This is a genomic window from Psychroflexus sp. S27, from assembly GCF_002810405.1.
Lineage (GTDB): Bacteria > Bacteroidota > Bacteroidia > Flavobacteriales > Flavobacteriaceae > Psychroflexus > Psychroflexus halocasei_A.
The window spans coordinates 237995-263642 of record NZ_NEXQ01000019.1 but is presented as its reverse complement, the minus strand read 5'-3'; the positions used below and the strand labels follow the sequence as shown (position 1 = coordinate 263642).

The 25648-nt window shown below is 31.7% G+C and carries 23 protein-coding genes; 13 read left to right on the top strand and 10 right to left on the bottom strand.

Going from position 1 to position 25648, the window contains the following annotated elements:
- Positions 1 to 3 precede the first annotated feature (3 nt).
- Positions 4 to 606 carry an alpha-ketoglutarate-dependent dioxygenase AlkB family protein gene (locus CAP47_RS03930; RefSeq protein ID WP_100775470.1) on the top strand — a complete coding sequence of 201 codons (603 nt, stop codon included), beginning with the start codon at positions 4 to 6 and terminating at the stop codon, positions 604 to 606.
- Between the two features lie 70 nt (positions 607 to 676).
- Here the strand turns inward: CAP47_RS03930 and CAP47_RS03925 are convergent, their stop codons facing one another.
- Positions 677 to 1099 (bottom strand): OsmC family protein, encoded by a 423-nt coding sequence (locus CAP47_RS03925; protein WP_100775469.1) that lies wholly within the window; start codon positions 1097 to 1099, stop codon positions 677 to 679.
- Positions 1100 to 1318: 219 nt separating this feature from the next.
- Here CAP47_RS03925 and metK point away from each other — a divergent pair, with 219 nt between their 5' ends.
- Positions 1319 to 2569 (top strand): methionine adenosyltransferase, encoded by a 1251-nt coding sequence (gene metK, locus CAP47_RS03920; RefSeq protein ID WP_100775468.1) that lies wholly within the window; start codon positions 1319 to 1321, stop codon positions 2567 to 2569.
- Positions 2570 to 2645: 76 nt separating this feature from the next.
- Here the strand turns inward: metK and CAP47_RS03915 are convergent, their stop codons facing one another.
- Positions 2646 to 3482, bottom strand: a complete 837-nt coding sequence (locus tag CAP47_RS03915) for a DUF2911 domain-containing protein (RefSeq protein ID WP_100775467.1) — start codon at positions 3480 to 3482, stop codon at positions 2646 to 2648.
- A 149-nt stretch (positions 3483 to 3631) separates the two neighbouring features.
- Between CAP47_RS03915 and kdsA the strand changes: the two genes are divergently transcribed.
- Positions 3632 to 4450, top strand: a complete 819-nt coding sequence (gene kdsA, locus CAP47_RS03910) for a 3-deoxy-8-phosphooctulonate synthase (protein WP_100775466.1) — start codon at positions 3632 to 3634, stop codon at positions 4448 to 4450.
- A gap of 79 nt (positions 4451 to 4529) precedes the next feature.
- On the opposite strand, the gene CAP47_RS03905 is transcribed toward kdsA, so the two are convergent.
- Positions 4530 to 5723 (bottom strand): proline dehydrogenase family protein, encoded by a 1194-nt coding sequence (locus CAP47_RS03905; RefSeq protein WP_100775465.1) that lies wholly within the window; start codon positions 5721 to 5723, stop codon positions 4530 to 4532.
- Positions 5724 to 5815: 92 nt separating this feature from the next.
- On the opposite strand from CAP47_RS03905, the gene aroB reads away from it, so the two are divergent.
- On the top strand, positions 5816 to 6886 hold the full coding sequence (gene aroB, locus CAP47_RS03900) for a 3-dehydroquinate synthase (RefSeq protein WP_100775464.1): 1071 nt from the start codon (positions 5816 to 5818) through the stop codon (positions 6884 to 6886).
- A 55-nt stretch (positions 6887 to 6941) separates the two neighbouring features.
- On the opposite strand, the gene trxB is transcribed toward aroB, so the two are convergent.
- Positions 6942 to 7925, bottom strand: a complete 984-nt coding sequence (trxB, locus tag CAP47_RS03895; RefSeq protein WP_093240249.1) for a thioredoxin-disulfide reductase — start codon at positions 7923 to 7925, stop codon at positions 6942 to 6944.
- Between the two features lie 166 nt (positions 7926 to 8091).
- On the opposite strand from trxB, the gene CAP47_RS03890 reads away from it, so the two are divergent.
- Positions 8092 to 9003, top strand: coding sequence for a tryptophan 2,3-dioxygenase family protein (locus CAP47_RS03890; protein ID WP_100775463.1), 912 nt, complete (start codon positions 8092 to 8094; stop codon positions 9001 to 9003).
- Positions 9004 to 9054: 51 nt separating this feature from the next.
- On the top strand, positions 9055 to 9573 hold the full coding sequence (locus CAP47_RS03885) for a hypothetical protein (RefSeq protein ID WP_100775462.1): 519 nt from the start codon (positions 9055 to 9057) through the stop codon (positions 9571 to 9573).
- Between the two features lies 1 nt (position 9574).
- Here CAP47_RS03885 and CAP47_RS03880 read toward each other — a convergent pair whose 3' ends face one another.
- Genes CAP47_RS03880 through CAP47_RS03865 form a run of 4 tightly spaced genes read right to left on the bottom strand, consistent with a single transcriptional unit; the run spans position 9575 to position 13796 of the window.
- A complete protein-coding gene (locus CAP47_RS03880) occupies positions 9575 to 10423 on the bottom strand; it encodes a S1 RNA-binding domain-containing protein (protein WP_100775461.1) in 849 nt (282 codons plus the stop codon).
- A 45-nt stretch (positions 10424 to 10468) separates the two neighbouring features.
- Positions 10469 to 12202 (bottom strand): 2-succinyl-5-enolpyruvyl-6-hydroxy-3-cyclohexene-1-carboxylic-acid synthase, encoded by a 1734-nt coding sequence (menD, locus tag CAP47_RS03875; RefSeq protein WP_100775460.1) that lies wholly within the window; start codon positions 12200 to 12202, stop codon positions 10469 to 10471.
- Positions 12203 to 12253: 51 nt separating this feature from the next.
- Positions 12254 to 13372: a chorismate-binding protein gene (locus CAP47_RS03870; protein WP_100775459.1), complete on the bottom strand. Its 1119-nt coding sequence runs from the start codon at positions 13370 to 13372 to the stop codon at positions 12254 to 12256.
- Between the two features lies 1 nt (position 13373).
- A complete protein-coding gene (locus tag CAP47_RS03865) occupies positions 13374 to 13796 on the bottom strand; it encodes a PaaI family thioesterase (protein WP_100775458.1) in 423 nt (140 codons plus the stop codon).
- A gap of 45 nt (positions 13797 to 13841) precedes the next feature.
- On the opposite strand from CAP47_RS03865, the gene CAP47_RS03860 reads away from it, so the two are divergent.
- Positions 13842 to 14486 (top strand): alpha/beta hydrolase, encoded by a 645-nt coding sequence (locus CAP47_RS03860; RefSeq protein WP_100775457.1) that lies wholly within the window; start codon positions 13842 to 13844, stop codon positions 14484 to 14486.
- 98 nt (positions 14487 to 14584) lie between these two features.
- Here CAP47_RS03860 and CAP47_RS03855 read toward each other — a convergent pair whose 3' ends face one another.
- On the bottom strand, positions 14585 to 16333 hold the full coding sequence (locus CAP47_RS03855) for a DUF4153 domain-containing protein (RefSeq protein ID WP_100775456.1): 1749 nt from the start codon (positions 16331 to 16333) through the stop codon (positions 14585 to 14587).
- Between the two features lie 298 nt (positions 16334 to 16631).
- On the opposite strand from CAP47_RS03855, the gene CAP47_RS03850 reads away from it, so the two are divergent.
- Entirely contained in the window at positions 16632 to 18104 is a 1473-nt protein-coding gene (locus CAP47_RS03850; protein WP_100775455.1) for a T9SS type A sorting domain-containing protein, read from the top strand.
- An 82-nt stretch (positions 18105 to 18186) separates the two neighbouring features.
- On the opposite strand, the gene CAP47_RS03845 is transcribed toward CAP47_RS03850, so the two are convergent.
- Positions 18187 to 19245, bottom strand: a complete 1059-nt coding sequence (locus tag CAP47_RS03845) for a transporter substrate-binding domain-containing protein (RefSeq protein ID WP_100775454.1) — start codon at positions 19243 to 19245, stop codon at positions 18187 to 18189.
- Between the two features lie 166 nt (positions 19246 to 19411).
- Between CAP47_RS03845 and CAP47_RS03840 the strand changes: the two genes are divergently transcribed.
- The 5 genes from CAP47_RS03840 (at position 19412) to CAP47_RS03820 (ending at position 25542) form a co-directional block, all read left to right on the top strand.
- Complete coding sequence (locus tag CAP47_RS03840; protein ID WP_100775453.1) at positions 19412 to 20119, top strand: ZIP family metal transporter; 708 nt, start codon at positions 19412 to 19414, stop codon at positions 20117 to 20119.
- A 46-nt stretch (positions 20120 to 20165) separates the two neighbouring features.
- Entirely contained in the window at positions 20166 to 21116 is a 951-nt protein-coding gene (locus CAP47_RS03835; RefSeq protein ID WP_100775452.1) for a bile acid:sodium symporter, read from the top strand.
- A gap of 211 nt (positions 21117 to 21327) precedes the next feature.
- Positions 21328 to 22086 (top strand): GLPGLI family protein, encoded by a 759-nt coding sequence (locus tag CAP47_RS03830; RefSeq protein ID WP_100775451.1) that lies wholly within the window; start codon positions 21328 to 21330, stop codon positions 22084 to 22086.
- Complete coding sequence (locus CAP47_RS03825) at positions 22083 to 24737, top strand: carboxypeptidase-like regulatory domain-containing protein (protein WP_100775450.1); 2655 nt, start codon at positions 22083 to 22085, stop codon at positions 24735 to 24737. Before CAP47_RS03830 ends, CAP47_RS03825 begins: the two co-directional genes overlap by 4 nt.
- 226 nt (positions 24738 to 24963) lie before the next feature.
- Complete coding sequence (locus tag CAP47_RS03820; protein ID WP_100775449.1) at positions 24964 to 25542, top strand: hypothetical protein; 579 nt, start codon at positions 24964 to 24966, stop codon at positions 25540 to 25542.
- Positions 25543 to 25648 lie beyond the last annotated feature (106 nt).

Genomic DNA, 25648 nt, shown 5'->3' with positions numbered 1-25648 from the left:
TTTATGCCTTTTCAAAATTTAAATTCTCTCAAAAACTATTTATCAAATGATGGAATCGTTAATTATATTGAGGATTTTTATGCTCTCAAAAAATCAGAGTATTTCTATCAGCAACTTTTAGACAATATCACTTGGAAGCATGAAGAAATCAACATGTTTGGCAAAAAGATAGTGACCAAACGTAAAGTTGCATTTTATAGTAATTCTGGAAAAACTTACACTTACTCCAACAAAGAAAAAATCGCTTTGCCATGGACAGAAAGTTTAAAAACTATTCAAAAGGATATAGAGTCGCAATTAAATCTAAAATTCAATTCATGTTTGCTCAATTTATACCACGATGGTGATGAAGGCATGGGATGGCACACCGATGATGAAAAAGAGTTAGAAGAAAAAGGCGTGATTGCCTCTTTAAGTTTTGGCGCAGTTCGAAAATTCTCTTTTAAACATAAATCTACGAAAGAAAAAATTGATTTTTATTTAAACTCGGGCAGTTTATTGTTGATGAGAGGAAAAACTCAAAAGTATTGGCTGCATCAACTTCCTAAAGCAAAAAAAGTGCATCAACCACGTATCAACCTCACTTTCAGAAATATTGTGAAGTGATTTATATAGAAACAAAAAAGCTGAATTTGAATCAAATTCAGCTTTTCTATAAATTTCATCGTTTAATGAATTAAGAAATCAACTTTCCGTTAAGTTCAACTTTATGATGAATATCAACTGATTTTTCTAACATTTTAGACACAGAACAATATTTCTCAAAAGATAAATCTGCAGCGCGTTGTGCCTTATTTGCAGGAATATCTCCTTTTATTTTTACTAATAAATCAATGCGGTGAAAAACTTTTGGAACGGTCTCGTTTCTGTGACCTTCTACTTCCATTTGCAAATCATCAACTTTAAGATTTTGTTTTTCTAAAATATGAACGATATCAATACTGCTACAACCTGAAACGCCCATCAGAATAAGCTCCATCGGGCTTGCTGCTTGCTGATTTCCAGCGGAAGAATTATACATTTCGACTTTATCGCCATTGGTGTTCATCGCTTCAAAATGAACACTGCTATCTTTCTTTTTTTGGAGATTAATTTTCATAGAAAAAGTAATTTTATTTATTCACAAAGTAAGACATTTACCAAGTGATTGTCTGCTAAATATAAGTTAAGTTAAAACAGAGTAAAATAAAAATTGTAAATTTGCCATCCGAGGAAAAATTTGATCTGCTTGCAACCTCTAAAAATGCTAAACACAGTCTTAGGTCTCTAGATCTTGCAAGTTGCACATTGCTTTCCTACGCAACAAAATTTTAATATTATGTCATACTTATTTACATCTGAGAGTGTCTCTGAAGGACATCCAGATAAAATTGCAGATCAGATTAGTGATGCTTTATTAGATTACTTTTTAGCTTTTGATAAAAACTCAAAAGTTGCGGCAGAAACGCTTGTCACCACAGGTCAGGTTGTTCTTGCTGGTGAAATTAATAGCAAAACTTACATCGACGTGCAGCAAGTCGCGCGCGATGTGATAAATGATATCGGTTACACAAAAGGTGAATACAGGTTTAGTGGAGATTCATGCGGTGTCGTTTCTTTAATACATGAGCAATCAAAAGAAATCAATCAGGGTGTTGAGCGTGAATCCTTAGAAGAACAAGGTGCTGGCGACCAGGGAATGATGTTTGGCTACGCTACAAACGAAACGGAAAGTTATATGCCTTTGGCGCTTGATATTTCTCATAAACTCATGATTGAGCTGGCAAAGTTAAGACGTGAAAATGATGAAATCACTTACTTAAGACCTGACGCAAAAGCCCAAGTAACGATTGAGTATAGCGATGACCATAAACCCATTCGTATTGATACAATTGTAATTTCTACTCAACATGATGATTTTGATGAGGATGAAGTCATGCTTCAGAAAATCAGTGATGATCTTAAAAATATTTTAATTCCTCGTGTAAGAGATTCTTATGAAGATAAGATTAAATCTTTATTTAACGATGAAATAAAATACCATATTAATCCAACAGGAAAATTTGTAATTGGTGGACCACACGGTGATTCAGGTTTAACGGGACGGAAAATTATTGTTGATACCTATGGCGGAAAAGGTGCCCACGGTGGTGGTGCTTTTTCTGGAAAAGATCCGAGTAAGGTGGATAGGTCAGCAGCTTATGCTTCACGACATATTGCCAAAAACATGGTTGCAGCTGGTATTGCTGATGAAGTTTTAGTTCAAGTTTCTTATGCTATTGGTGTGAGTGAACCAACTTCTATTTTCATCAATACCACAAATAAAAACATTGAAATGTCTGATGGAGAAATCGCAGAAAAAATCAAAAAGATTTTTGATATGCGACCAGGCATGATTGAAAAACGCCTTAAGCTTAGAAATCCGATTTATAGAGAAACTTCAGCTTATGGACACATGGGTAAAGAATCTCGAAAAATAAAGAAAGTTTATAAATCTGATTACTCAGGAGAAGTAACTCATGAGGTTGATCTTTTCACATGGGAAGAATTGAATTATGTAGAAGAATTAAAGAAAACTTTTAATATTTAATAAGATAATTTAGAATTTAAAAACCCCCATAAATCAAGATTTATGGGGGTTTTCTATTTATAAAAAGTTTAGAAATTTATTTCCATTCAGCTAAACTCTCTTTATTCATTTTTATATAATCACTATTTCCTGCTTTTTCAGCAGCTTTTAAAGATTTCTCAGCTGCAGAAATTGCTTTCTTTTTATTCCCTGCTTTTGCATAGATTAAAGATTGCTGTCTTAATACCCAGTAAGGAGTTGCGTCCATCATTGAAACTGCTTTTTCAATCCATTTTACTGAGAGCGAAATATCTTTGTCTGCTGTCATATAATAAACTGCTGCATTATAATAATCATTTGCACTAGGTCCATTCATCACAGAATCAATACTTTCAGTCACAAGTTCATCTGTAATAAAATGAATAGGCACTTCAACTAAAGTATTTTCCCATGAAATTTGAAGGTGTGCGTAATCATTTTTAATTTCATTAATCCCTATCGTAAATGATTCCTGTTTATGACTCAATTTTTTCACTGGAACTGAAACAGAAGCTGCAATTTTTGTTGGATCCCATTCTTCAGGCAATCCCCAATTTTCGGTATTTTCATAAAAATAAACTTCCCAGTTGTTTTTTGAAGGCTTTGTATAAATTGCATAAGAACCAGCTTCCAACATTTGTTTATTGATTTTGACATCATGTTCAAAGTGAATCACAGAGTTTTCATTTGCGCCAGTTCTCCATATTTTGTCTAAAGGAACTAGGTTTCCAAAAACTTCACGATCCCGCATGGCAGGTCGAGAATAATCAATTTTGATAGTCGTCAGACCAACAATTTGTTTAAGGTTTGCTTTCGGACTCGGTTGTGGGGTCTGAATTTGAGCATTAAGATGAGTTGTAAAAATAGTAACTAAAATCAAGAGTATTTTTCTCATAGAGATATTTTTTGCCCAAATATATTCACTCTAATTATATTTACTGTTAAAATCTGAAGAAATTAGGAATAAATTTGAAATTAGATATCTTCAAAAAGAAATTGAGTCGATAACATTTCATTTCGTAATTTTACCAAAAATTAAAAAACATGGATTTAAATCTTATCCCAAAACTTAAACATACAGATTCAAATAACTTCTTCTTGTTAGCTGGTCCATGCGCCATTGAAGGTGAAGACATGGCAATGCAAATCGCTGAAAAGATTTTAAAAGTCACTGATAAATATCAAATTCCTTTTATTTTTAAAGGTTCTTTCAAAAAAGCAAATCGTAGCCGAATTGATAGTTTTACAGGAATAGGTGATCAAAAAGCATTAGAAATTTTAAAAAAAGTTTCTGAAAAATTTGATGTTCCCACAGTTACAGACATACATCAAGCTGAAGATGCAGCGATGGCTGCTCAATATGTTGATGTGCTTCAAATACCTGCATTTTTGGTCAGACAAACAGATTTGGTTGTTGCTGCTGCACAAACAGGTAAAGTTGTCAACCTCAAAAAAGGACAATTTATGAGTCCTGAAAGTATGCAACATGCCGTACAGAAAGTCATTGATTCGGGAAATAAGAAAGCGATGATCACAGACAGAGGAACAATGTTTGGCTATCAAGATTTAATCGTAGATTTTAGAGGAATCCCAACAATGAAAAAGTATGCCTCTACAGTTTTAGATGTGACACATTCACTTCAGCAGCCTAATCAATCATCTGGTGTGACTGGTGGACGCCCTGAAATGATTGAAACAATTGCAAAAGCTGGGATTGTCAATAATGTTGATGGACTTTTTATAGAAACACATTTTAACCCTAGCGAAGCTAAAAGCGATGGAGCAAATATGTTAGATATTAAGCATTTAGATAGTTTAATGAATAAGCTAACTGAAATCAGAAAAACAATTAATCAGTTTTAATAAAGAAGATTTATTGAAATAAAAAACGCTTGTGGAAATAAATTCACAAGCGTTTTTGTTCATCATTATATCTTAAAAGTTACTCGATACGTTTAACGTATTGACCGTCTCTCCTATCCTTTTCTTCACGTAATAATGCAAGTTCACGACCTGTTTGTCCTTGAACAGATGAATTCTCTTGTGCTCTTCTGATCAAATAAGGAACAACATCTTTAACAGGACCAAATGGAAGTAATTTTATCGCGTTTGAGTTCTCTTTAGCAATATTATAGGTAATGTGATCACTCATACCATAAAGTTGGCCAAACCAAACTCTATCATCATCCAGCGGAATTCCTTTTTGCTCCATAGATTGTAAAGCCATATAAGTACTGACTTCATTATGTGTTCCAATAAATAAAGAAATATCATCTATGTTGTTGATGCAATAGCCCATTGTTGCGTTAAAGTTAACATCTGTTGCCTCTTTGTCTTCACAAATCGGTGTAGGATAACCCATTTTTTTAGCTCTCTTATTTTCTTTTTCCATGTAAGCTCCTCTCACAATTTTAAAACCTAATCTAAAATTATTTGCTTGTGCGTACTCGTGAATTTCTTTTACATAAGAAAGTCTATCCCATCTATAACACTGTAAAGTATTATAAACATAAGTTTTTTCTTTATTAAACTCTTGCATTAGTCTAAAACATAAATCATCAGCAGCTTTTTGCATCCACGACTCTTCAGCGTCAATAAGTAGTTTTGTATCATACTTTACAGCTGCTTCAGCTATTCTATATAATCTTGCCTGTATTCTGTCCCATTCTTCTGTTTCCTTATCTGTCAAGACAGCTTCGGCTGACACCTTTTCCCAAATCTCAAATCGTCCTAAACCAGTAGGCTTGGCGACAGCAAAAGGAAGCTCCTTAGCTGTTGATGCAAATTTGATAATCTCAATTTTAGTATCAGCAGCTTTATCAAAATCTTCTTCAGTTTCTTTACCTTCAACAGAATAATCCAAAACAGAATGGACATTTTTAGTGTACATCAATTTGATTAAAGGCAAAGTTTCTTCTTGTGTTTCACCACCACAAAACTGTTTAAAAATTGTTTTTTTGATCAATGGTTGTATCGGTAACTTAATTGAAAGTGCTGCATTTAAAGCAACAGTTGAGATAGGTACAAAAAAAGGAATATTCATCATTGAAAAAATGAATAATGAACGCTTTAAATCATCGTCATCTTTAAGTATAAAAGCGTGCTTTGTATCGTTAAATATTTTTGTGTCTAACATGCGAAAATAATTTTATCAAATATACTTATTGAATATCTTAAACCTTTACAAAAAGATGGTAATTTTACAGCAAAATTTAAGATTTATTCTCCATGAATTTACTACAATTAAAGGACTATTCAATTCATTTCTTAAACACAGGTTATCAAGAAGTTAATAAATGGATTTCAGGCCGTGACTTTTCTAAAATATTTGTGCTCGTCGATTCAAATTCTCATCAACATTGTCTCAAATTATTTTTAGAAGAAATTGAAACAGATTTAGAAATAGAAATCATAGAAATACAAGCTGGTGAAGCATACAAATCCATAGAAACTTGCAATCAACTTTGGCAAACCTTAGCTGACCTTGATGCTGATAAAGCTTCTCTTGTTTTAAACCTGGGTGGCGGCGTAGTGACTGATATTGGTGGTTTTATTGCTTCAACTTTTAAAAGAGGCCTTTCATTTATACATATTCCAACAACACTTTTAGGCATGGTTGATGCTGCAATTGGCGGAAAAAATGGTGTGAATGCTGGTGCTCTTAAAAATCAAATCGGTGTCATTAACACTCCCGAAAAAGTAATGATCGATCCGCGCTTTTTATCAACTTTAGATCAAGCTGAAATGCGTAGTGGTTTAGCTGAAATGATCAAACACGGCTTTATTGCTGATCAAGCTTATTTAGATACGTTTTTAGATTTATCAGCTTTTAGTGTTGAGAAACTGTCGGAACTCATAGAAAGATCAATTGAAATTAAAACAGAAATTTCTGAAAATGATCCACATGAAAAAGGAATGCGAAAAGCTCTTAATTTTGGACATACATTAGGCCACGCAATTGAATCATACAGCATAAAAAATGATAACTTTCCAAAGCTTCTTCACGGTGAAGCTGTTGCCATCGGTATGATTTTAGCCTTAAACCTTTCAGTACAAAAACAAAGCTTGAATAAAAATACGTATGAGAAATATGTAAAACTCATTAAAACTTATTTTACTAAAGTTGAGTTTTCAGAAAAGGATATTTCAGAAGTCGTAAAGCTTTTAAAACACGATAAAAAAAATACAAAAGGACGCATCAACTTTGTTCTTCTTTCTAACATAGGTCAGCCTGTTTTAGATTGTGAAGTCAACAATGAGATGATATATAAAGCTTTTGAAGCTTACAAAAAAGCATAAAAAAAGCTGTTTCAAAATATTTGAAACAGCTTTTTATCAATTTTATAAAATGAAATTAATCAGCTTGTGCTAAAGGCTCATTAGTTTCAATCATGTCAGTTCTAGCCATATATCTTTCAGCATCTAAAGCTGCCATACAGCCTGTTCCTGCTGCAGTTACTGCTTGTCTGTACTCATTATCTTGAACATCACCAGAAGCAAATACGCCAGGCATATTTGTTTTTGTTGATTTACCTTGAGTAATGACATAACCTGCATCATCCATCGTTAGGATACCCTTAAAAATATCTGTATTTGGTTTATGACCGATAGCGATAAATAGACCTGTAATTTTAATTTCCTCTTTCTCTTGCGTTTGATTATTGACCATACGCAAACCTTCAACAACTTGATCACCCAAGACTTCATCTATTTCAGTAAAATATCTCAAATCAATGTTTTTGGTATTTTTAACTCTATGTTGCATTGCCATAGAAGCTCTCATTTCACCTTTACGAACAAGCATTGTTACTTTAGAGCAAATGTTAGCAAGGTAAGTTGCTTCTTCACAAGCAGTATCTCCACCTCCAACAATAGCAACATCTTGACCTTTATAAAAGAAACCATCACAAACTGCACATGCTGAAACACCGCCTCCACGCAATCTTTGTTCACTTGGCAAGCCTAAATATTTAGCTGAAGCACCTGTTGAAATAATTACAGAGTTTGCTTCTACCCATTCTTTATTATCAATTTGAGCTTTATGAACTCCGCCTTCTTTCTCAGAGAATTTAACTTTAGTCACCATCCCAATACGAACTTCTGTACCGAAGCGCTCAGCTTGTTTTTGTAAATCAACCATCATTTGTGGTCCGTCGATTCCTTCAGGATAACCTGGAAAGTTATCAACTTCAGTTGTTGTCGTTAACTGACCTCCTGGCTCCATTCCTGTATAAACAACTGGTTTCATATCAGCTCTTGCTGCATAAATAGCTGCAGTATAACCTGCAGGACCTGAACCAATAATCAAACATTTTATACGTTCCAAATTTTCTGACATATGTAATAATTTTAACTACAAATGTAGCAAGAATTTCAAAACAAGCCGTCATAATCTCTTGTGAAGATTACGCCAATCTTATCATCATTTTTGATTTTAGTCAAAGTCAGCAACTACAAATCTGTTTCAAACAAATTTATTAGCTTTGTTAAAACTTAAACACAAAATGAATCAAGATATTCTCGATAAAGTCAATAAAAAATATGAATCTTTAGGTGAAAACCCTGACGCATACTTAGAAGGTTTAGTTTACGCAAAACCCATTAATTACTGGGATTACATACAAGTTGATACACTTCTTTCTTTACAAAATACACGAACAGATTTTAAAGATGAATCCGTATTCATCATGTATCATCAAATCACAGAATTAGTGTTAAAATTAATGATTCATGAAATCTCACAAATTTGTGAAGAAGAAGATATAACAGAAGATTTTTTCATTGATAAGCTCTATAGGTTACAACGTTATACAGATATGTTGATCACTTCATTTAGTGTTATGAAAGATGGAATGAGTTATGATGATTACAACAAATTCAGGATGACATTGACTCCAGCAAGTGGATTTCAATCAGCACAATTCAGATTTTTAGAGATTTATGCAACACCTATTTTTAATTTGATTAACGAGAAAGGAAAAGAGAATCTTCCTGAAAATCCTGATACTGAAACTTTGTTTAAACATATTTATTGGCAAAGCGCAGGTTTAGATAAAAAAACAGGTAAGAAATCACATACACTCAAAGCTTTTGAAGATAAATACTTAGATGAATTTATCAGACTCTCCAAAAAAATGACAGGTCAAACTGTTAATGAAGTACTGTTGAAGTTTGAGCATCCTTCAGAAAAATTATTGAATGCTGCTCGTGATTTTGATAATGCATACAACGTTAAATGGCCAATTGTACATTTAAGAACAGCAACGCAATATCTTGAGAAAAAAGGAGAACAAAAAGCAGCGACTGGCGGATCTGAATGGAAAAAATATTTACACCCAAAATTCCAACAACGTAAATTCTTCCCTCAGTTGTGGAAAAATGAATCAATCATGGAGTGGCATAAAAAGGAATGTTAACAGAATCTCATCACATTGTAATCGACATTATTTTTGTTTATCTTTGTGAATATGAAAAAGTTGTTCCTCTTTTGTTTTATTTCACTTAGTTTCTATGCTTTACAAGCTCAAGAATTTCGAGGGCAACTTTTTGAAAGTTTTGACGCTCCAACTTTAAGTGTACTCGACGATCCTTTTTCTGTAAACAATCAAATTGAAAATAGCATCTCAATGATGAGAATCGATTTGAATGTTGATCCTTTTAGAGAGAAAAGACAAATAAATATGGTTGCTGCTATTGAGCGCAAAAAGCAACAGAAAAACAGAAGTCTTGATGAATTTAGTTTCGTAAAAAAACAATTGGCTTCTTTTGAAGCTAACAAGCCCAAACTCGATAACTCAGTCAACTTATACTCACCATCTTATAACGATCAACCGATTTACTCAGGTTCAAATCGTGTGAAAAATTCTGTTTATGAAGATTTAGGTGATAGATTTAAATATCGAACAGGTTTCTACTCGCCTCCATACCACAATTCGTATAGAAATCGAGACAGAAACAGAGCTAGGTTTTATATTGGCGCTTATTAGTCTATTCTTTATCATTGAGCAATTGAATGCCTTCGCCTTTGACGATTTTAATATCTTTTGATTTATATAAACTGCCAATTGCTTTCTTAAAAGCTTTCTTACTCAAATGAAATTTTTGATAAATCAATTCAGGGTGAGATTTGTCATGAATTCCAATAAATCCATCTTCAGTCTTTTTTAACTCATCCAAAACGATTTGTGAATTTGGCTCAATACTTTTATAACCAAATTTCTGGAGAGTGACATCAATTTTAGAATCTTTTCTAATTTTTCTGATATAACCTGTTAAGCGATCACCAGTTCTCAATTCTTTATAAACCTCATCATTATAAAGTAATCCGCTATGAATTTCATTGATGATTAAATTATAACCAAGTTCAGTTTTATTTGTCACAATTAAATCAACCTCATCAAATTCTTCAACTGTGAGAACTGAATTATCAACAAATTTATTAACTCTACTTGAGGCAACTAAGCGATTAGTTTCTTCATCGAGATAACAAAAAACAAGATATTTGTCACCAACATGCATTTTATATGATTGTTCGATATATGGAACAAATAAATGCTTCTCAAGTCCCCAATCTAAAAACGCACCGTGATCGCTTACGTCAACACATTCAAGCATTGCGAACTCATCGAGCATGATTTTTGGTTCAAGATTAGTCGCAACTGGACGTTCATCAAAATCTAAATAAACGAAGACTTCTAACTCATCACCAATCTCAAATGTTTCTGGTTTGTATTTATTAGGCAATAAAACTTCATCGCCAGCTTCATTTTTTAAGAATAATCCTGGCGCTGTATCTCTATCAATAACCAATTTGTGTTTTATACCTAACTCTAACATTTGCAAATTTTTGTGCAAAGTTAGGATAAAACAATCATAAAAGCATTAAAATTTATCATCAAAAACAGGAAGAAGATAATTAAAGAAATCTAGTAAAACTTTATCATTCACCTCAGTTGGTGTCATGATTTCTAGTATTTGAGGATTGTCTTTTTGAGAAAAGAATTGAAAAAGTTTATTCTCTAAATCCTTCATATTATCAACTTTTGCATAATTGAAATTATACATTTTACTGAGATGTTTAGCTGTGAGTTGATGTCTGGTTTCAAAGTATTTTTGAAAATACTGATCTTCTTTATCACCTGGTAAAATTCTAAAAATACCTCCACCTGAATTATTGATCACAATAATTTTAAAATCAGAAGGAATATATTGATTCCACAACGCATTTGAGTCGTAAAAGAAACTCAAGTCGCCAGTGATTAAAGTCGTTGGTTGTTGACTTGCAACTGCATAACCAATAGAAGTTGACGTACTCCCATCAATACCACTTGTTCCACGATTTGAGAACGCGTTAATCTTTTTTCTTGCATCAAATAAATTTGCATATCTTACTGTTGAACTATTTGCAAAATGAACATTTTCATGTTCTGGAAAATGTGCGAATAATTGTGAAAAAACTTTAAAATCTGAATACTCAATTTCCTTAACGTAATTTTCTAAAAGTTGATCGGTTTCCAATTTTAAAGGATTCCAAAATTTAAAATAATCAGAATTAACTATTTCTAAATCCTTTAAAACATTTTTAAAAAAAGAATTAATTTTAATTTTTAAATGTTTTGGTGAACAGAAAAAAGTATCCAAAGCCTTATTCTCACCGATATGATAATGCTGTTTAGGTTGATATTCACGTAAATATTTTTTGATTTTTTTAGAAACCAACATCCCTCCCATTGTTATCAACATGTCTGGTTGAAGTTTTTTGAAGAGTTCATCTTTATTTTCAGACTTTTCTATGGGCGCTAAAATAGAATCAATACTTTGGAAAAAATCTTCGTGAGCAGCATTTGAAGTCACTTCTGTCATCACAATAACAGATGGATCGTTAGCCAACATATCAAGAATCTCCTCATCAATATGCGCTGAATGATTGACGCCGATTAAAACTAATTTACGCTTGGCAGAATTCCAATTATTGACAAACTCTTCTTGATCATCAAGAGACTCAAGATGCCTGATTTGAACAGCTTCCAACTCAGCTTTGACTTCAGGTAAAATTGCATTTTCTGTATAATACAAAGGTTCATCAAATGCAGCATTAATATGTATAGGTAAAGAATTTTCAAGACATTTCGCTAAAGTTGTTTTTAGTTTTTCTGAATTAAAAGAAAGCGGTGATTTTGAAGCATCTTGGTAAGTATCATCCTTTAAATTAGCCGATGAACAGACATGATTCTGGAAAAAGTTTTCTTGCTGAATCGTTTGTCCATCTCCGATATCAATCAAATGTTTTGGTCGATCGGCAGAGATAACCACCAATGGAATATTGCTGTAATAAGCCTCAGTCACAGCTGGATAATAATTGGCTACTGCAGAGCCAGAAGTACAAATAACAGCGACTGGTTTTCCTTTTTTCTGAGCCATTCCTAAAGCGAAAAATGCAGCGCAGCGCTCATCGACAACGCTGTAAGTTTGAATGGTTTTATCATTAGAAAAACCAATCGTTAAAGGCGCATTTCTTGAGCCAGGCGAAATAACAACATCTAAAATGCTGTAACGCTTACAATATTCTACAATCAGCTGCGCTGTTGGTATCGAAGAAAATATTTGATGTGTCATACTTACAAAGGTAATTTTGTAAAAGGATAAGTCAACGAAAAGCTTGACTTCTTAAAGCACTTTTAACATCGTTTGAGATTTATTTTGAGTTTCCTCCCATTCATCTTCAGGTTGACTTTCAGCTGTGATACCACCTCCCACATAAAGTGAAATTTGATTTTCACGATAAGAAAGACATCTTAAATTGACATATAAATCTGATGTTTTTTGAATGGATTTAAAAACTTGATTCTCTTGATTGCGTTGTCTATTTGACCTTATTTTTTCTGATTTCCAGTTTAATTCACCTAAAAATCCTGCATAAAATTGGCGATCGTAATTTTCATTTTTCAATAAAAAGTTAAAAGATTTTTCTTTAGGTAAGCCACAAACTGCTGGTGTTGGATGAATTGCTTTGAGAACAGCATCAAAATTTTCAGGCTGTATTTGTGCTTGAATTTCTGTCAATAAATGGAAAAGCTCACCTGCTGGCGCGACTTTTAAATCTGATGTTTGAATATCCGTTGCTTTAGTCTGGCGTAAAGCCTCTAATATTTGCTCAGTCACAAAAGCTTGCTCCTTTTTTTCTTTTTCAGTAAAAGGCTGACTTTCTATCACATTTTTATGCCTCGTACCAGCCAAAGCCATCGTTTGCAGCTGATTTCTTTTTAACTTAATCAATGTTTCTGGTGTGGCTCCCGCCCATAAACCGACTTTTGGATGAAACCAAATGTAGGTCATTGCATTTGGGTAAGCCTTGAGCATTCTTATGAAGAGTAATGAGACATTCAAATCCTTTTTGTGAAAATTGATTTGTCGAGAAGTGACAATTTTATCAAGATTTTCATCTTCTGAAATCTCTTTTAAAGTGAGTTCAAGTAGATCAAGATAAACTTGTTTTTCATTTGGATTCTTATCAATCTCTTTCTTTTCGAAAGTGAGTTCATCTAAATCAATATCAGATAAATCAATGCAATCACTTTCTAAATCCTTCTGAGGAAAAAGAATCGCTTTTTCCTTTAAATCAAAAGGCGCAAAAACATAACCTGAACCTTCAAAAGAATTAATACGAAATAATTTATCAGTGTTCATTCGATGAAAGAAAACCTGTTCAGCATTGGGTTTATGATAAATGACAAATGGCAATTGAGCCTTATGATGATCATCTAATATTTTAAAAAAATCTGACATATTATTTTTTAGGTAAAGCAATTGTTGTGAGCTTAACAGCAGAAATTAAACGCTCATCTTCATCTGTGATTTTAATATCCCAAACTTGCGTTGTTCTTCCTTTATGTATAAATTTTGCTGTTGCGAAAACATTTCCAGAGGCAATACTTCTGATATGGTTTGCAGAAATCTCAAGTCCGCGAATCATGAAATTTTGCGCATCTAAAAAAATGAAACAGGCTGCACTTCCTACACTTTCGGCTAATGCAACCATTGCACCACCATGCAAAACACCATCAGGTTGATGAACTTTGGATGTGACTGGCATTCTTGCTGTTAAAAAATCGTCACCAACATCAACATAATCAATACTTAAGGTTTGCATTAAAGTGTTAGGGACATAAGCGTTACATCTTTTTAAGATTTCGGACTTCGGAATGTTCATGAGTTTGCTTTAATTTGTTGTGTAAAATTACAAAAGCTTTTTCATATGTCATCCAAAGAACTTCAGGTAAACTACGAAACAACAAACACCTACTCGACATTAAATACACTAAATGCTGACACAGAGCAAGTTTGGATTGCTTGCCACGGTATCGCCTACTTAAGTCGTTATTTTATTAAATATTTTGAAGTATTAGACTCAGATAAAAATTTTGTTATTGCACCTCAAGCGCCAGCAAAATATTACCAAACAAGAGCTTTTAAATATGTTGGTGCTTCATGGCTAACTAGAGAGAACAAAGCGATTGAAATTGAAAATGTACTCAATTATCTTGATGCAGTTTATGAAAAGGAAAAATTACATCATAAAAAAGTGATTCTTTTAGGTTACTCTCAAGGTGTTTCGATGGTGATGCGTTGGCTCCAAAAAAGAGGTATAAAATGTGAAAGGCTGATTTTACATTCTGGTAGTATTCCAGATGAATTTACAGCTGAAGATTTTGTAAATAACGTCAAAACAAAAACACATTTGGTTTACGGAAATAAAGATCAATACATTCATTCTGAAAAACTTCAGAAACAAATTGATATGGCTCACAAATTATTTCCTGATGATTTAGAAATTCATGAATTTAATGGCAAACATGAAGTGAGTGAAGAAGTATTGAAAGAGATTGAAATGTCTCTTTAAAGTATTGAGGTTGCTGTAAACTTAACTAAATAATTTACTGCAAAAAATCACGAGACACTAAAACAATCAAAAATACATCTATCAAGTCCGATATTCTTCTACTCAACATTCTTATTTACAAGTAAATATCCGCCTAAATGTATAAAGCTTAAAGTTGTTTCATCAACCTTATTAAATCTAAAGTTTTTTAAAATTAAACTGAAAGTTCCTTCTTTATTTTTAAAAGTATAAGTTAATTCTTCTTGCGACGCATTTTTGAAATCTGGATATTTCTTCAGACTTTTTATTAGTAGACTATCAATATCAACATCAAATAGTTTTTTCTCATGATCTTTTACTAACAATGAATTTGGACGATGAGATATTTGATAGCGATGGCTTTCATTTTGGTTAAGCGCTACTTCTACCATAGTTTGATAGTCTTTGACATCTAAATTAATTTGATGCTTGTGATTTAATTGATTATAATAATAATATTTTTTCCCACTAGCTGTTTGGCTTGAAATACGACTAGCTCTCTCACTACCATAAAGAGAATCCAACAATTGTTCGCCAGCTGAATAACTGTTTTGAACGTAACTAGTTTTGAAACCTAATGAAGCGTCTAACTTATTTAAATGGTTACGTTCTTTTAAATATCTTGAGATGCTTCTAAATTGTGAAGCTTCTTCTAATGTAATGATTTCTTGAGGATTAGACTTTATTTTATTGACCATTTCTTTTAACTCTTTAGCCTGCGCATTAATTGATATATTAAAAGCACTCCAAGGCCCATAACTGGCTAGCATGATTAAAATAAAGAGTGAAATCGGTATAATATTTAGCTTCTTCTTTTTACTAAATATCATGTATAAGCTAAGGCCCAAAATCCAGAAGGCTAAAACGACTAAAAAATACCTATTTTCTGTAAAATTATAATCTGCAATACGTGTGTAAATAGCGACAAAAAATAAAATAAGTAGCGGAAATAATGTGATGTAAAAATAAGGATGAAATTTTCTTATCAATATGTTGTGATGCGTCTCTCTTAAAGGTTCTATAATAATTTGAATAATAAGACCAATAATGGCAAGGATGCTAATAAGATAAGACACCCAGCCTTGAGGAAGTTCCCATAAAAATAAAATTTTAAAAGCGTAGGCATAAACTATAATCAAGTAAATGATAAGAATAGGTATTAGAATAAATTTCAAAAACACATCTAAGGCCTTGCTGTAGCGTAGTTTTTGAGTATTATGTATTTTTTCAGGAAAATCTGCCAGATAAATAAATGTATTTATTATGCCTAAACAAATGACATACAATTGTCCATAAACATTATCATTTATATGAATATTAAATAAATTATCTACAGCCAAGATAGCTAATGCTAAACCTCCAAAAATCACAAAAGTAAATAAAGCAGCTCTGGTAATGCTTATGACAATTTGTTGTAAATAATTCCAATAATCAATTTTGTTCCATTGCTTTAAAAAAGGTGCAAAAAAAACAAAAATGTGGCCAGCCAAGAAAAGTAAAAACCAGCGTGTTAGCAGTATAGGATTACCATCAAAATCCTCTTCATTAAAAGTAATATAGTAGATGATTAGCAATCCGATAACGCCAAACTTTAAAAGCCAACTGTATTTATAAATACGCAAACTTTCTATTAAAAATTGAGTGCCAATTAGCCAACTTACACCTAATATTAAAGTAAAGATTAGACTCGTAAACTCATTGAAAATTCGTGCGTCTAGACCTATCATCCAAGCTAAATAAACGCTTCCTACTATAGACCAAATAATGGTTACTGGAAATCTCATAAAAGCAGCTTTAGTTCTAGCAGGTAACTCGTTTAAATATTTCATGTCAATAGCGTTCTAAACATTTATAAAATAGAAATGGAAGTAAACATCTCAAATATTTGAGTTGCGTCATAAAACCATATTCTTTTGCTGTAAATGTAACTTTATTTTCAATAAATAATTTAGAAATAAAACTATAGTAAGTTTGGTTGAAACTTTATAACACAACAAACAAACTTGAATTTCAAAAAACTGAATATCAATAATTATACAGCTATTGATAATAGTTTATAAAAATTAAATAAAGATTGGTTTTTGTATCTTTACATTCAATAAAAAATTAACCCTAAAAGTAATCCCCATGAAAAAAATTACCTTTTTTATTTTTAGTATTCTTTTGAGTACGCTAAGCTACGCTCAACTGGTGACACCAGGGACGGGCGTATATTACAATTTATCTGAGTTGTCAGATCTCGACCCTAGCATTTTAAGCTTTGATGGAACAAAATATACTTTAAGTGAAGATTTAACCATTGCCGGCGATGATGGCTTGATCATTAATACGACAGATACACTTCTTGTCGATGCTGACAAAAGAATTACTGTTGAAGGTCAATTCATCATTGATATTCCAGATAATGAACCAAAATTTGTTTTGAGAGCGACTGACACATTAAATCCTTTTGATGGCATACGTTATCAAGATCTTTCAGCTGGTTTGTTTAATAATGTTGAAATCACTTATAGTGGTGGTTTAAAAGTGGTTACAAGTGATTTTGTTATTAAAAATAGCTATTTATCTTATAATGTTTCTGGTGCAGCAACCGGCTCGACAATATCATTATCAAATGGTGCTCCTTTGATACAGAATAATACTTTCTATAAAAATGATTTACCTGCTGTAGGTTCAGGAGCAAATCAAGAAGTATCTGCTCATATTCTTAATAATGTAATTGAAAAAAATACACAATCAAACCAAAACAGGCCTCAGCTAAATATGGGACCAACTGGTTCTGATACCTTAAAGATAAAAGGAAATACAATTATTGGAGACCCCGTAATGACGAAAGTTGGTGGCATTTCTGTTTCAAACTTTTTAAGTTATAATATCATTGCTGAAATTGAAGACAATGTCATTCTAAATAACAGATACGGGATTACAGTTGCTGGCGGAAATGCTTACGCGATGATAAAAGGAAACATTATTGAAGATAATAATACTGAAAATAATCCTGCTTTAGGCGGGAGCGGCATTTCTTTAAGTAGTAGCAACGATTCTCAAACGATTATAGCGAGAGAAAATGAAATAAGAGGAAATCTCTGGGGAATCACAGTGATTAATCAAGCTTCTATTGATTTAGGAACTGATACAGATTTAGGTTACAACAGGTTTTCTGATAATGGAAATAATGGTATCACATACGCTTTATACAACAACACATCTATGGATTTGAGTGCCATGGGAAATTGCTGGATTGAAAGTAATGAAAGCGCTGGCACTACTGAAATTGAAAATGTTATTTTTCATAAAAACGATGATAGCACATTAGGTCTGGTTGATTTTAGCCAGTGGACTTGTAGCACTTTGGGAACTGAATTACCTAAATTAAGTCAAATCAACATCTATCCCAACCCAGCTTCAAATGAAATTCATTTTAATAATGTGAATGAATTTAAAACACTAAAATTTTATAACATCAATGGACAATTAATGAAAGAAGTTGAGTTGATTCAGAATGAGAACAAAATCAATTTATCAATTCCTCAAGGCTTATATTTCTTGAAATTTAGCAGTGATCAGCATGAAATAACTGAAAAGCTAATTATTAAATAAATTGTTTTAAAAACAGATTTAAATCAAAAAATGCCGAATCAAAATTGATTCGGCATTTTTCATTTCATGATAAATAATATGTTTAAAGCGACTCTGTCAATCGATTCCATTCCATAGATTTTAGAACAGAAATCAATTCAGGATTAATTTTTTCAATGAGCTGAGAACCTTTAGGAAAACTATAACTAAAATAGTCTTTCTTTAATGAATTTTCCAAAACCATTAAATCATCTGAAAGATCTTGCTTCTCTACTTCATATTGTAAAATAGGTTTATCGTAAATAAAAAGTTGAAAATCTTCATCAGCTAATTTCTTAATACCTTCCTCTCCGTTTTCAACAATTTTATATTTTATTCCATAAAGATCCAAAAGTTCTTGCGAGCTTGAATTTTCAACAGTTGCAACACTAAATCGACTTAAATCATTTATTGAAGAAATATCGTCGTTGATTGATTGCACTGTTAAAGCCGAAGCGATACCAGCGGTTAGACTCGATAAAATAATCACAGCCATAAACATCCAAATTAGACCAATAATACGGCCGCCTAAACTTTGAGGAGACTTATCGCCATAACCAACAGTTGTCATGGTTACTGCACTCCACCAAAAGCCATCAAAAAGACCTTTTTCACCACCAAACTCCTCAGGATTTTTTCTTCTCTCGAAAATCCAAACTAGAAATCCAAAAATAAAAATGACTGCTAATAAACCTAGAAGTGCTGAAATAAACTTCCAACTCCATAAATTTTTGAGCACAGACCAAACTACAGATTCACTTTGCTTAGCAATGGCAGTGTTAGAAATAAAATAAGGTTGTGAGAAATCTAATCTTTCCATACGATTATCCGTGACTGTCACTGGATTGATACTGAAATCCACCTCACCTTTTTCTACAGCATCTAGCATCTCACCTAAGTTTTCATAAGACTTGTATTCATATTTCCAGTTCAGCTCATCATTAACTAACTCCCAAGATTTGACGCTTAATCCCTGAAGTTCGCTTCCTGTTTCATCAATAAAAGGAGGTGTATGTGTCACACCGATTTTTAGAGTTTGATTAACAGCGTTTTGAAGTGAATCTTCTTGTGCAAAAGAAAAGTAACTTAATAATATAAATAATAATGTGTAAATCTTTGACATAAATTTTTTTAGAAAAGTATTAAAAAACGAACATTTAGGATTATGTTAAATCTAAATTTAGTTAAATTTTATAATTTGTGCTTCTAACTTATCAAAACAGAATTAAAAAGCCTAAGCTTAACTAGCTATTTTTTTAAATAAAAGAAGTCAAAAAAATTAGATAATTATGATAACAGAACTCATTCTTTATTCAGGTTTTGCAGGAATCACTGTCATTTGTGGTGGGTTATTAGCAAACTTATTTAATCATCATGTAAAAGATAGTCCTGTTAAATATGAAGTGATTCACAGCTTAATGTCTTTTGGCGCTGGCATTATTTTATCAGCTTTAGCTTTGGTCTTGATTCCAAAAGGAATGGAAGAACTAGAGCTCTTCCCTATCATCATTTCATTTTCAGCAGGAGCAATTATTTTTTTATTAATCGATCAATATTTAGATAAAAAAGGCGGGCAAACAGCAACTTTATTGGCTATGATGATGGATTTTGTTCCAGAATCTATTGCATTGGGGGCAGTTTTTGCCGTGGATCCAAATACAGCGACATTGCTTGCGGTTTTTATAGGTTTACAAAATTTACCAGAAGCCTTTAACTCATATAGAGATTTAACCTTGAGTGGCTTTACAATTAAAAAAACATTATTAATTCTTTTGGGTTTAAGTTTTTTTGGAATTATCGCTGCGCTTATTGGTCATTTTTATTTCAGTGAGTCTCCTAAATTAACAGCTCATCTTATGACTTTTGCCAGTGGAGGAATTCTTTACTTACTCATCAGAGATATTATTCCTGAAAGTAAATTAGAAAATAAGTTTTTGCCTTCACTCGGTGCTTGTTTGGGTTTCTTGATTGGTATTATAGGAGAGAAATTAATTTAAGTATTTTTGATATTTAATCTTTAGCACTCAATTCGTTTTTATCACAATGCGAAATCCATTTATTTTAGCTTTATTATTTAGTATAGCTGTAGCTTATTTTTTCCCTCATCTTTTTGATTCCATCAATTTAGACTTTATCATCAATATAGGAATAGGTTTTATATTTTTCTTTTATGGTTTAAAATTATCACCATCAGATTTATCATCAGGTATCAAAAACATCAAGCTGCATTTTTTAGTTCAAAGCTCAACATATTTATTTTTTCCTGTTTTCGTATTGATGTTTTATCCGCTCTTTATCGGTACCGATTTTTACGATTACTGGCAGGCTTTTTTCTTCTTAGCTGTTCTTCCTTCTACAGTTTCTTCATCAGTTGTGATGGTTTCCATCGCAAAAGGAAATGTACCTGCAGCTATTTTTAATGCGAGTATTTCCGGACTTATTGGGGTTGTACTGACGCCATTATGGTTAAGCCTTTTCTTAGATACTTCTGAGGGTTTAAATTTTCTTGATGTTATTTTAAGTTTAACTTACACGATCTTAATTCCATTATTGATAGGCTTTTTGCTCAATCGTTTTTTTAAATCACTTATCAATCGCTATGGTAGCTACTTAACTTATTTTGATAAAAGCATTATCGCTTTAATTGTTTTTCAAAGTTTTAGCAATTCCTTTAAAGATCAAGTTTTTTCTGACTTATCAATTTTGGGATTCCTACTCTTGATGTTAAGCGTAGCTGTAATATTTTTCTCAATTTATTTTGGATGCAGAAAAATAGCTTTGCTTTTAAACTTCAATAAAGAAGATGTCATTACGGCTCAAATTTCTGGTTCAAAAAAATCTTTAGTTCATGGCTCCGTGATGGCAAAAGTTATTTTCGGAAGTGGTAGTGTGCTTGGATTATATCTTTTACCACTCATGCTTTATCATATTTTTCAGTTAATTGTTGTTGCTTATTTTGCTGAAAATTTAGCAAAAAGAGAAAGACTACATTGAAAATAGAATTTTCACATCTTTTCATTTTTTAACTTCAGATAAATTCTTTTTTTCCTAATCAACAACTTGATATATTATTACTTTTGCTTCCTCTCAATCATTTATTAACTCAAACATAATTAATAATATTATTCATTATATTGGCTTTTAATTTAAACACAAATTACGTTTATTATTGCTATTTCTCATTATATACTAATAACCACTAATCATGTTTTTTTATAAAAATTTTCTATTTTTCGTCTGCTTTTCTTTTACTTTATTTTCTTTCGGGCAAGAAAATACAACTTTTGAAGTTTATTATATTTTTGACAGCTCCTCACCAAGTGGAGAAGAATCTGTAGATGGGAATTTAATAAATCATGCGGGTAAATCTATTTATACAAATCATTTACAAAAAATCGTTCCTGGCACTGAAAAATATGTTTATGATGGCGGTAATGTTGGGAGAATGACTGGAGACTTAATGGATAACCCAAAATCATATTACAAAGACTTTAAGTCAAAATATATATTAAGTCATTCTGATATATCTTACCAAAGAGAAGCAGTTTTAAAAGATAGTTTAAATATGTTTTCATGGGAAGTTACTAATAAAAGTAAAGAAATTTTAGGTTATCAATGCTTAGAAGCAAAAACACATTTTCGAGGCAGAGATTACACAGCTTACTACAGTCCGGAAATCCCCATATCTGATGGACCATGGAAGTTTAATGGATTACCCGGTTTAATACTTGAAGTGAAATCTGAAGATGGTCGCGTGCACTATGAAGCTGTAAAACTTGAAATAAAAAATAAAACAACTAAAATCGCTTCTCCTTTCAAATTGAAAAAAGCCCAATCTTGGGATGAAATAATTGCTAAAGCTAAGAAGAGATATCAGGCTAAACAAAATGAAATGCGACAAAAATATAACGCCAAAGCAACAACCACTTTTTCAGGTGTTGAAGTTTATGATCTAAATGAATGATTTTCATAAAAAAAATATTTTTTCTGTTAGTTCTATGCTTCTTTTCCAACGCATTTTTTGCGCAAGAAATCATCGTTTCTGGCTATGTATTTGATGAAAAAGATAAGCCTATCCCGAATGCAAGTCTTATGGTCAATGACTTTGTGACAGACACAATTATTACTTATTCTATTAGCGATCAAAAAGGAAAGTTTTTATTAAATATACCATTTTCAAAACCATCAACTGTTTTAATTAAAGTTAAAGCTATAGGCTATGATAATTATTTTAAAAAAATTAAAATTAATTCCATCAAAGTTTACGAAAATGAGATTTTCACATTGTCCAAATCAAAGGTTAATCAATTAGATGAAGTTTATATTGAGGCTGAGAAAAGAAAGATAAAAACAAGAAAAGACACGACAACATATAGAGCTAATGAATTTAGAGACGGAACTGAGAGAACTGTAGAAGATGCCTTAAAAAACCTACCTGGCATTCAGATTAGTGAAGATGGAGAAATAAAATTTAAAGGTAGAGAGATTGAATCAGTGTTGCTTGGTGGTGATAATTTGTTTGGCAACAACTACACTATCGGCACAAAGAATATTTCTGTTGATTTAATAGAAGAAGTTGAAGCCATCGAAAGATACTCAGAAAATCCAGTATTAAGCGGGCTTGAGTATTCTGACAAAGTTGCTCTCAATTTAAAATTAAAAGAAAATCAAATAGACTTTTCTGGAAATGCAACTTTAGGCGTTGGTCACGAATCACGTTATTACGCTGATATAACTGGATTGGCAATTTCTAAAAAAGCAAAAAACTTTTCCAATTTTCATTACAATAATGTGGGTTCAAACACATCACCGTACAGTTTATCGCCAAACACGACTTCTTTTGATGATGCTAAAAATAAAAAGCTAAAAAGTGATTTTATATTAGACAAACCCATTTACACATCTTCTATAAAAAGAAAAAACGTTCTCAAGAATAATAACCTCTACACAAGCACAAACCAAATCATTAATATCTCTAAAAAAACGAGACTTCGCTTTAATCTCTCCTATTTTAAAGATTTAGCAAAAACTCAAACTAATAAGAAGTCATTTTATTTTTCTGATATAGATACCACCTCTTTTACTCAACAAAATAAAATGCGTAGTAAACCACAAGTTATAAGTGGTTCTTATAAAATGACGTGGAATCCTTCTAAGAAATCACAATTAAATGTCAATGGTCAAATTGATTTTGTAAAAAAGAAAACAAATTTTGATTATATCTTAAATCAATCTGAAAATTCACTCACCAATGATCAAGAAGAAATCTTCATTTTACAAAACCTAAATTACACTACAAAACTTGATCAAAACAATGCTCTACAGATTAATGGAAAGCTCTCTATGAATGAACTTCCCGAAGAAGACATCTACTCCAATCAATTGATTATTGGTAATAAGACATATTATAATAATCAATTGGTATTTCAATCTAATAAGCAAATTAACACTGAAGTTTTATGGGTTGGCGCCAAGAATAGATTTAAGTATTCAGGCGGTTTAGATTTTCAATACAAAGCAGAAAAACTCAACACAGATTTAAGAAACACAGCAAATGTAACTGATGATATCAGGAACAAAATTGCACTCAACAGTTTGCAGACAGGTGTAAAAAATAGTTTAAATTATTTCTATAAAAATTGGCTTTTTAGATTCAACACTAAACTTTCTTATCTATACTCAGATTACAAACCCTTACTTTTACAAGATCAAAAAGCTTCTGTTTCAAAGATTATTTTCAATCCAGATATTGTGATTAGGCATAGGGTTAATTCTAAATCAAATATAGAAGGTCAATATCTTTATCAAGAAAAACTGCTGCCGATCAATAGGCTATACTCTCAACCTCTTTTATCAGATAACACGAGTTTGAATAGAAATTCGGTTGATCTACAAACATTAAAAAGCCAAGAAGCAAATATTCAATACAGGTACAACGATGTATATAATGCTTTTGAATTTTGGGCTTTATTAAGATATGGAGAAAATTTTAATCCGATGATACCGAGGATTGATATCAGTGAGAACTTAATTTTTAATGACTTTTTCATTTCTCAAACTAGCAATCAAAATTACAAGTTTGCAGTTGAAGCCGAAAAATTATTATACAGCTTATCTTCAAAATTCAAACTTGGAATTGATGCCAATAGAACAGATTATTACAATCAAATTAACACATCTGACCTACGCTTAAATAAACTAAGCCAGTATGTTTTTAAATTTGATTATATAAGTGTTTTTGATAAGGTTTTTAATTTCGGTAACTCTTTTAAATACACCATTAATAAGACCACAAATGTTGATAAAAAAATTTCAAATAAGTACCTAACAAACAGTTTAGACATCATTATCAGACCTCATAAAAGATTATTTGCAAAAATATCTTTTGATTTTTATGTTCCAGACATTAAAAAAATAGATGATAATTTTCTGATTTCTAATGCTTCTATTAATTATTCAACAAAGAATAAAAAGATGGATTACGGATTGACGCTTAATAATTTTACTAATGAAAAAAGTTTTAATAGAATTTATATTTCAGATTATAGTACCTCTAGTCACACCCAAGATCTAGTCAATTTAAATATTTTATTCAAAGTCTCATTTCGCTTTTAAACTCTCAAAAAGAATTAATCAAATATTTCAGAAATAACATTCATAAAGAAGATTGCTTTATCAATTCTAATGTCGTAAATAGAAGCCGAAAATAAATTGTTGGATTCTAATTCAAATTTTCTTTTCATTTTTTTCTAAAATAAGGGTAACAAACTCTCAAATTAATTGATATCAAGTTAGAAGATTGAAATAACATCTATCAATTAATAATTTAAAACCTAGAAAAATGAAACTCAAAAAAATCTTATTTCTATTCGCCTTAAGTGCAATAACTTTATCATGTGACAATGATGATGACGCCACAAATAACTTTTGTGATGACTCTTATGTTGATGCAATTATCAACACGACATTTACGCCAGCCAATAACTATCAACTTATCGAAACCATGGATTTGCAGACCCATGAATACAAAATGAGAATAAATGCAAGCGGAGAAATCTGTACAATTGGTTATAAAAATCCAGCTGTTTATACTGGAGATTACACGATGGAAGTGATTAACGAAACAACAAATAACTCATATTCAGGCGTTCATTCTTTTTCACAAACACAGATAGATTACCAAGCAATTGCTCCGATTACTGTTAACACTGGCGATATTATTTTGGTAAGAAGAACCATAGACAGTAACGCAAGTTTAGAAGAAACTGTTGGTCAAATATTTCAAAAAACAGATTTCTCTAATCCGTTTCCTGAAGTTCAAGGAAATATCGAATTTTTAGAATCAGATTTTTATGGCATGGGAGGTCCAGTTCCTAATTACGGAATGCCTTATATTGCTGTCGGTTTTAAAGTTGATTAATTTCTTGTAAATATGTTTTTAGCCATCGCTCGCAAGTTTAAAAAACCTGCGACTTTGGCTTTTTTTATTTTATAAAATCAAGCTGACTTATATTTTAAAAAATCTT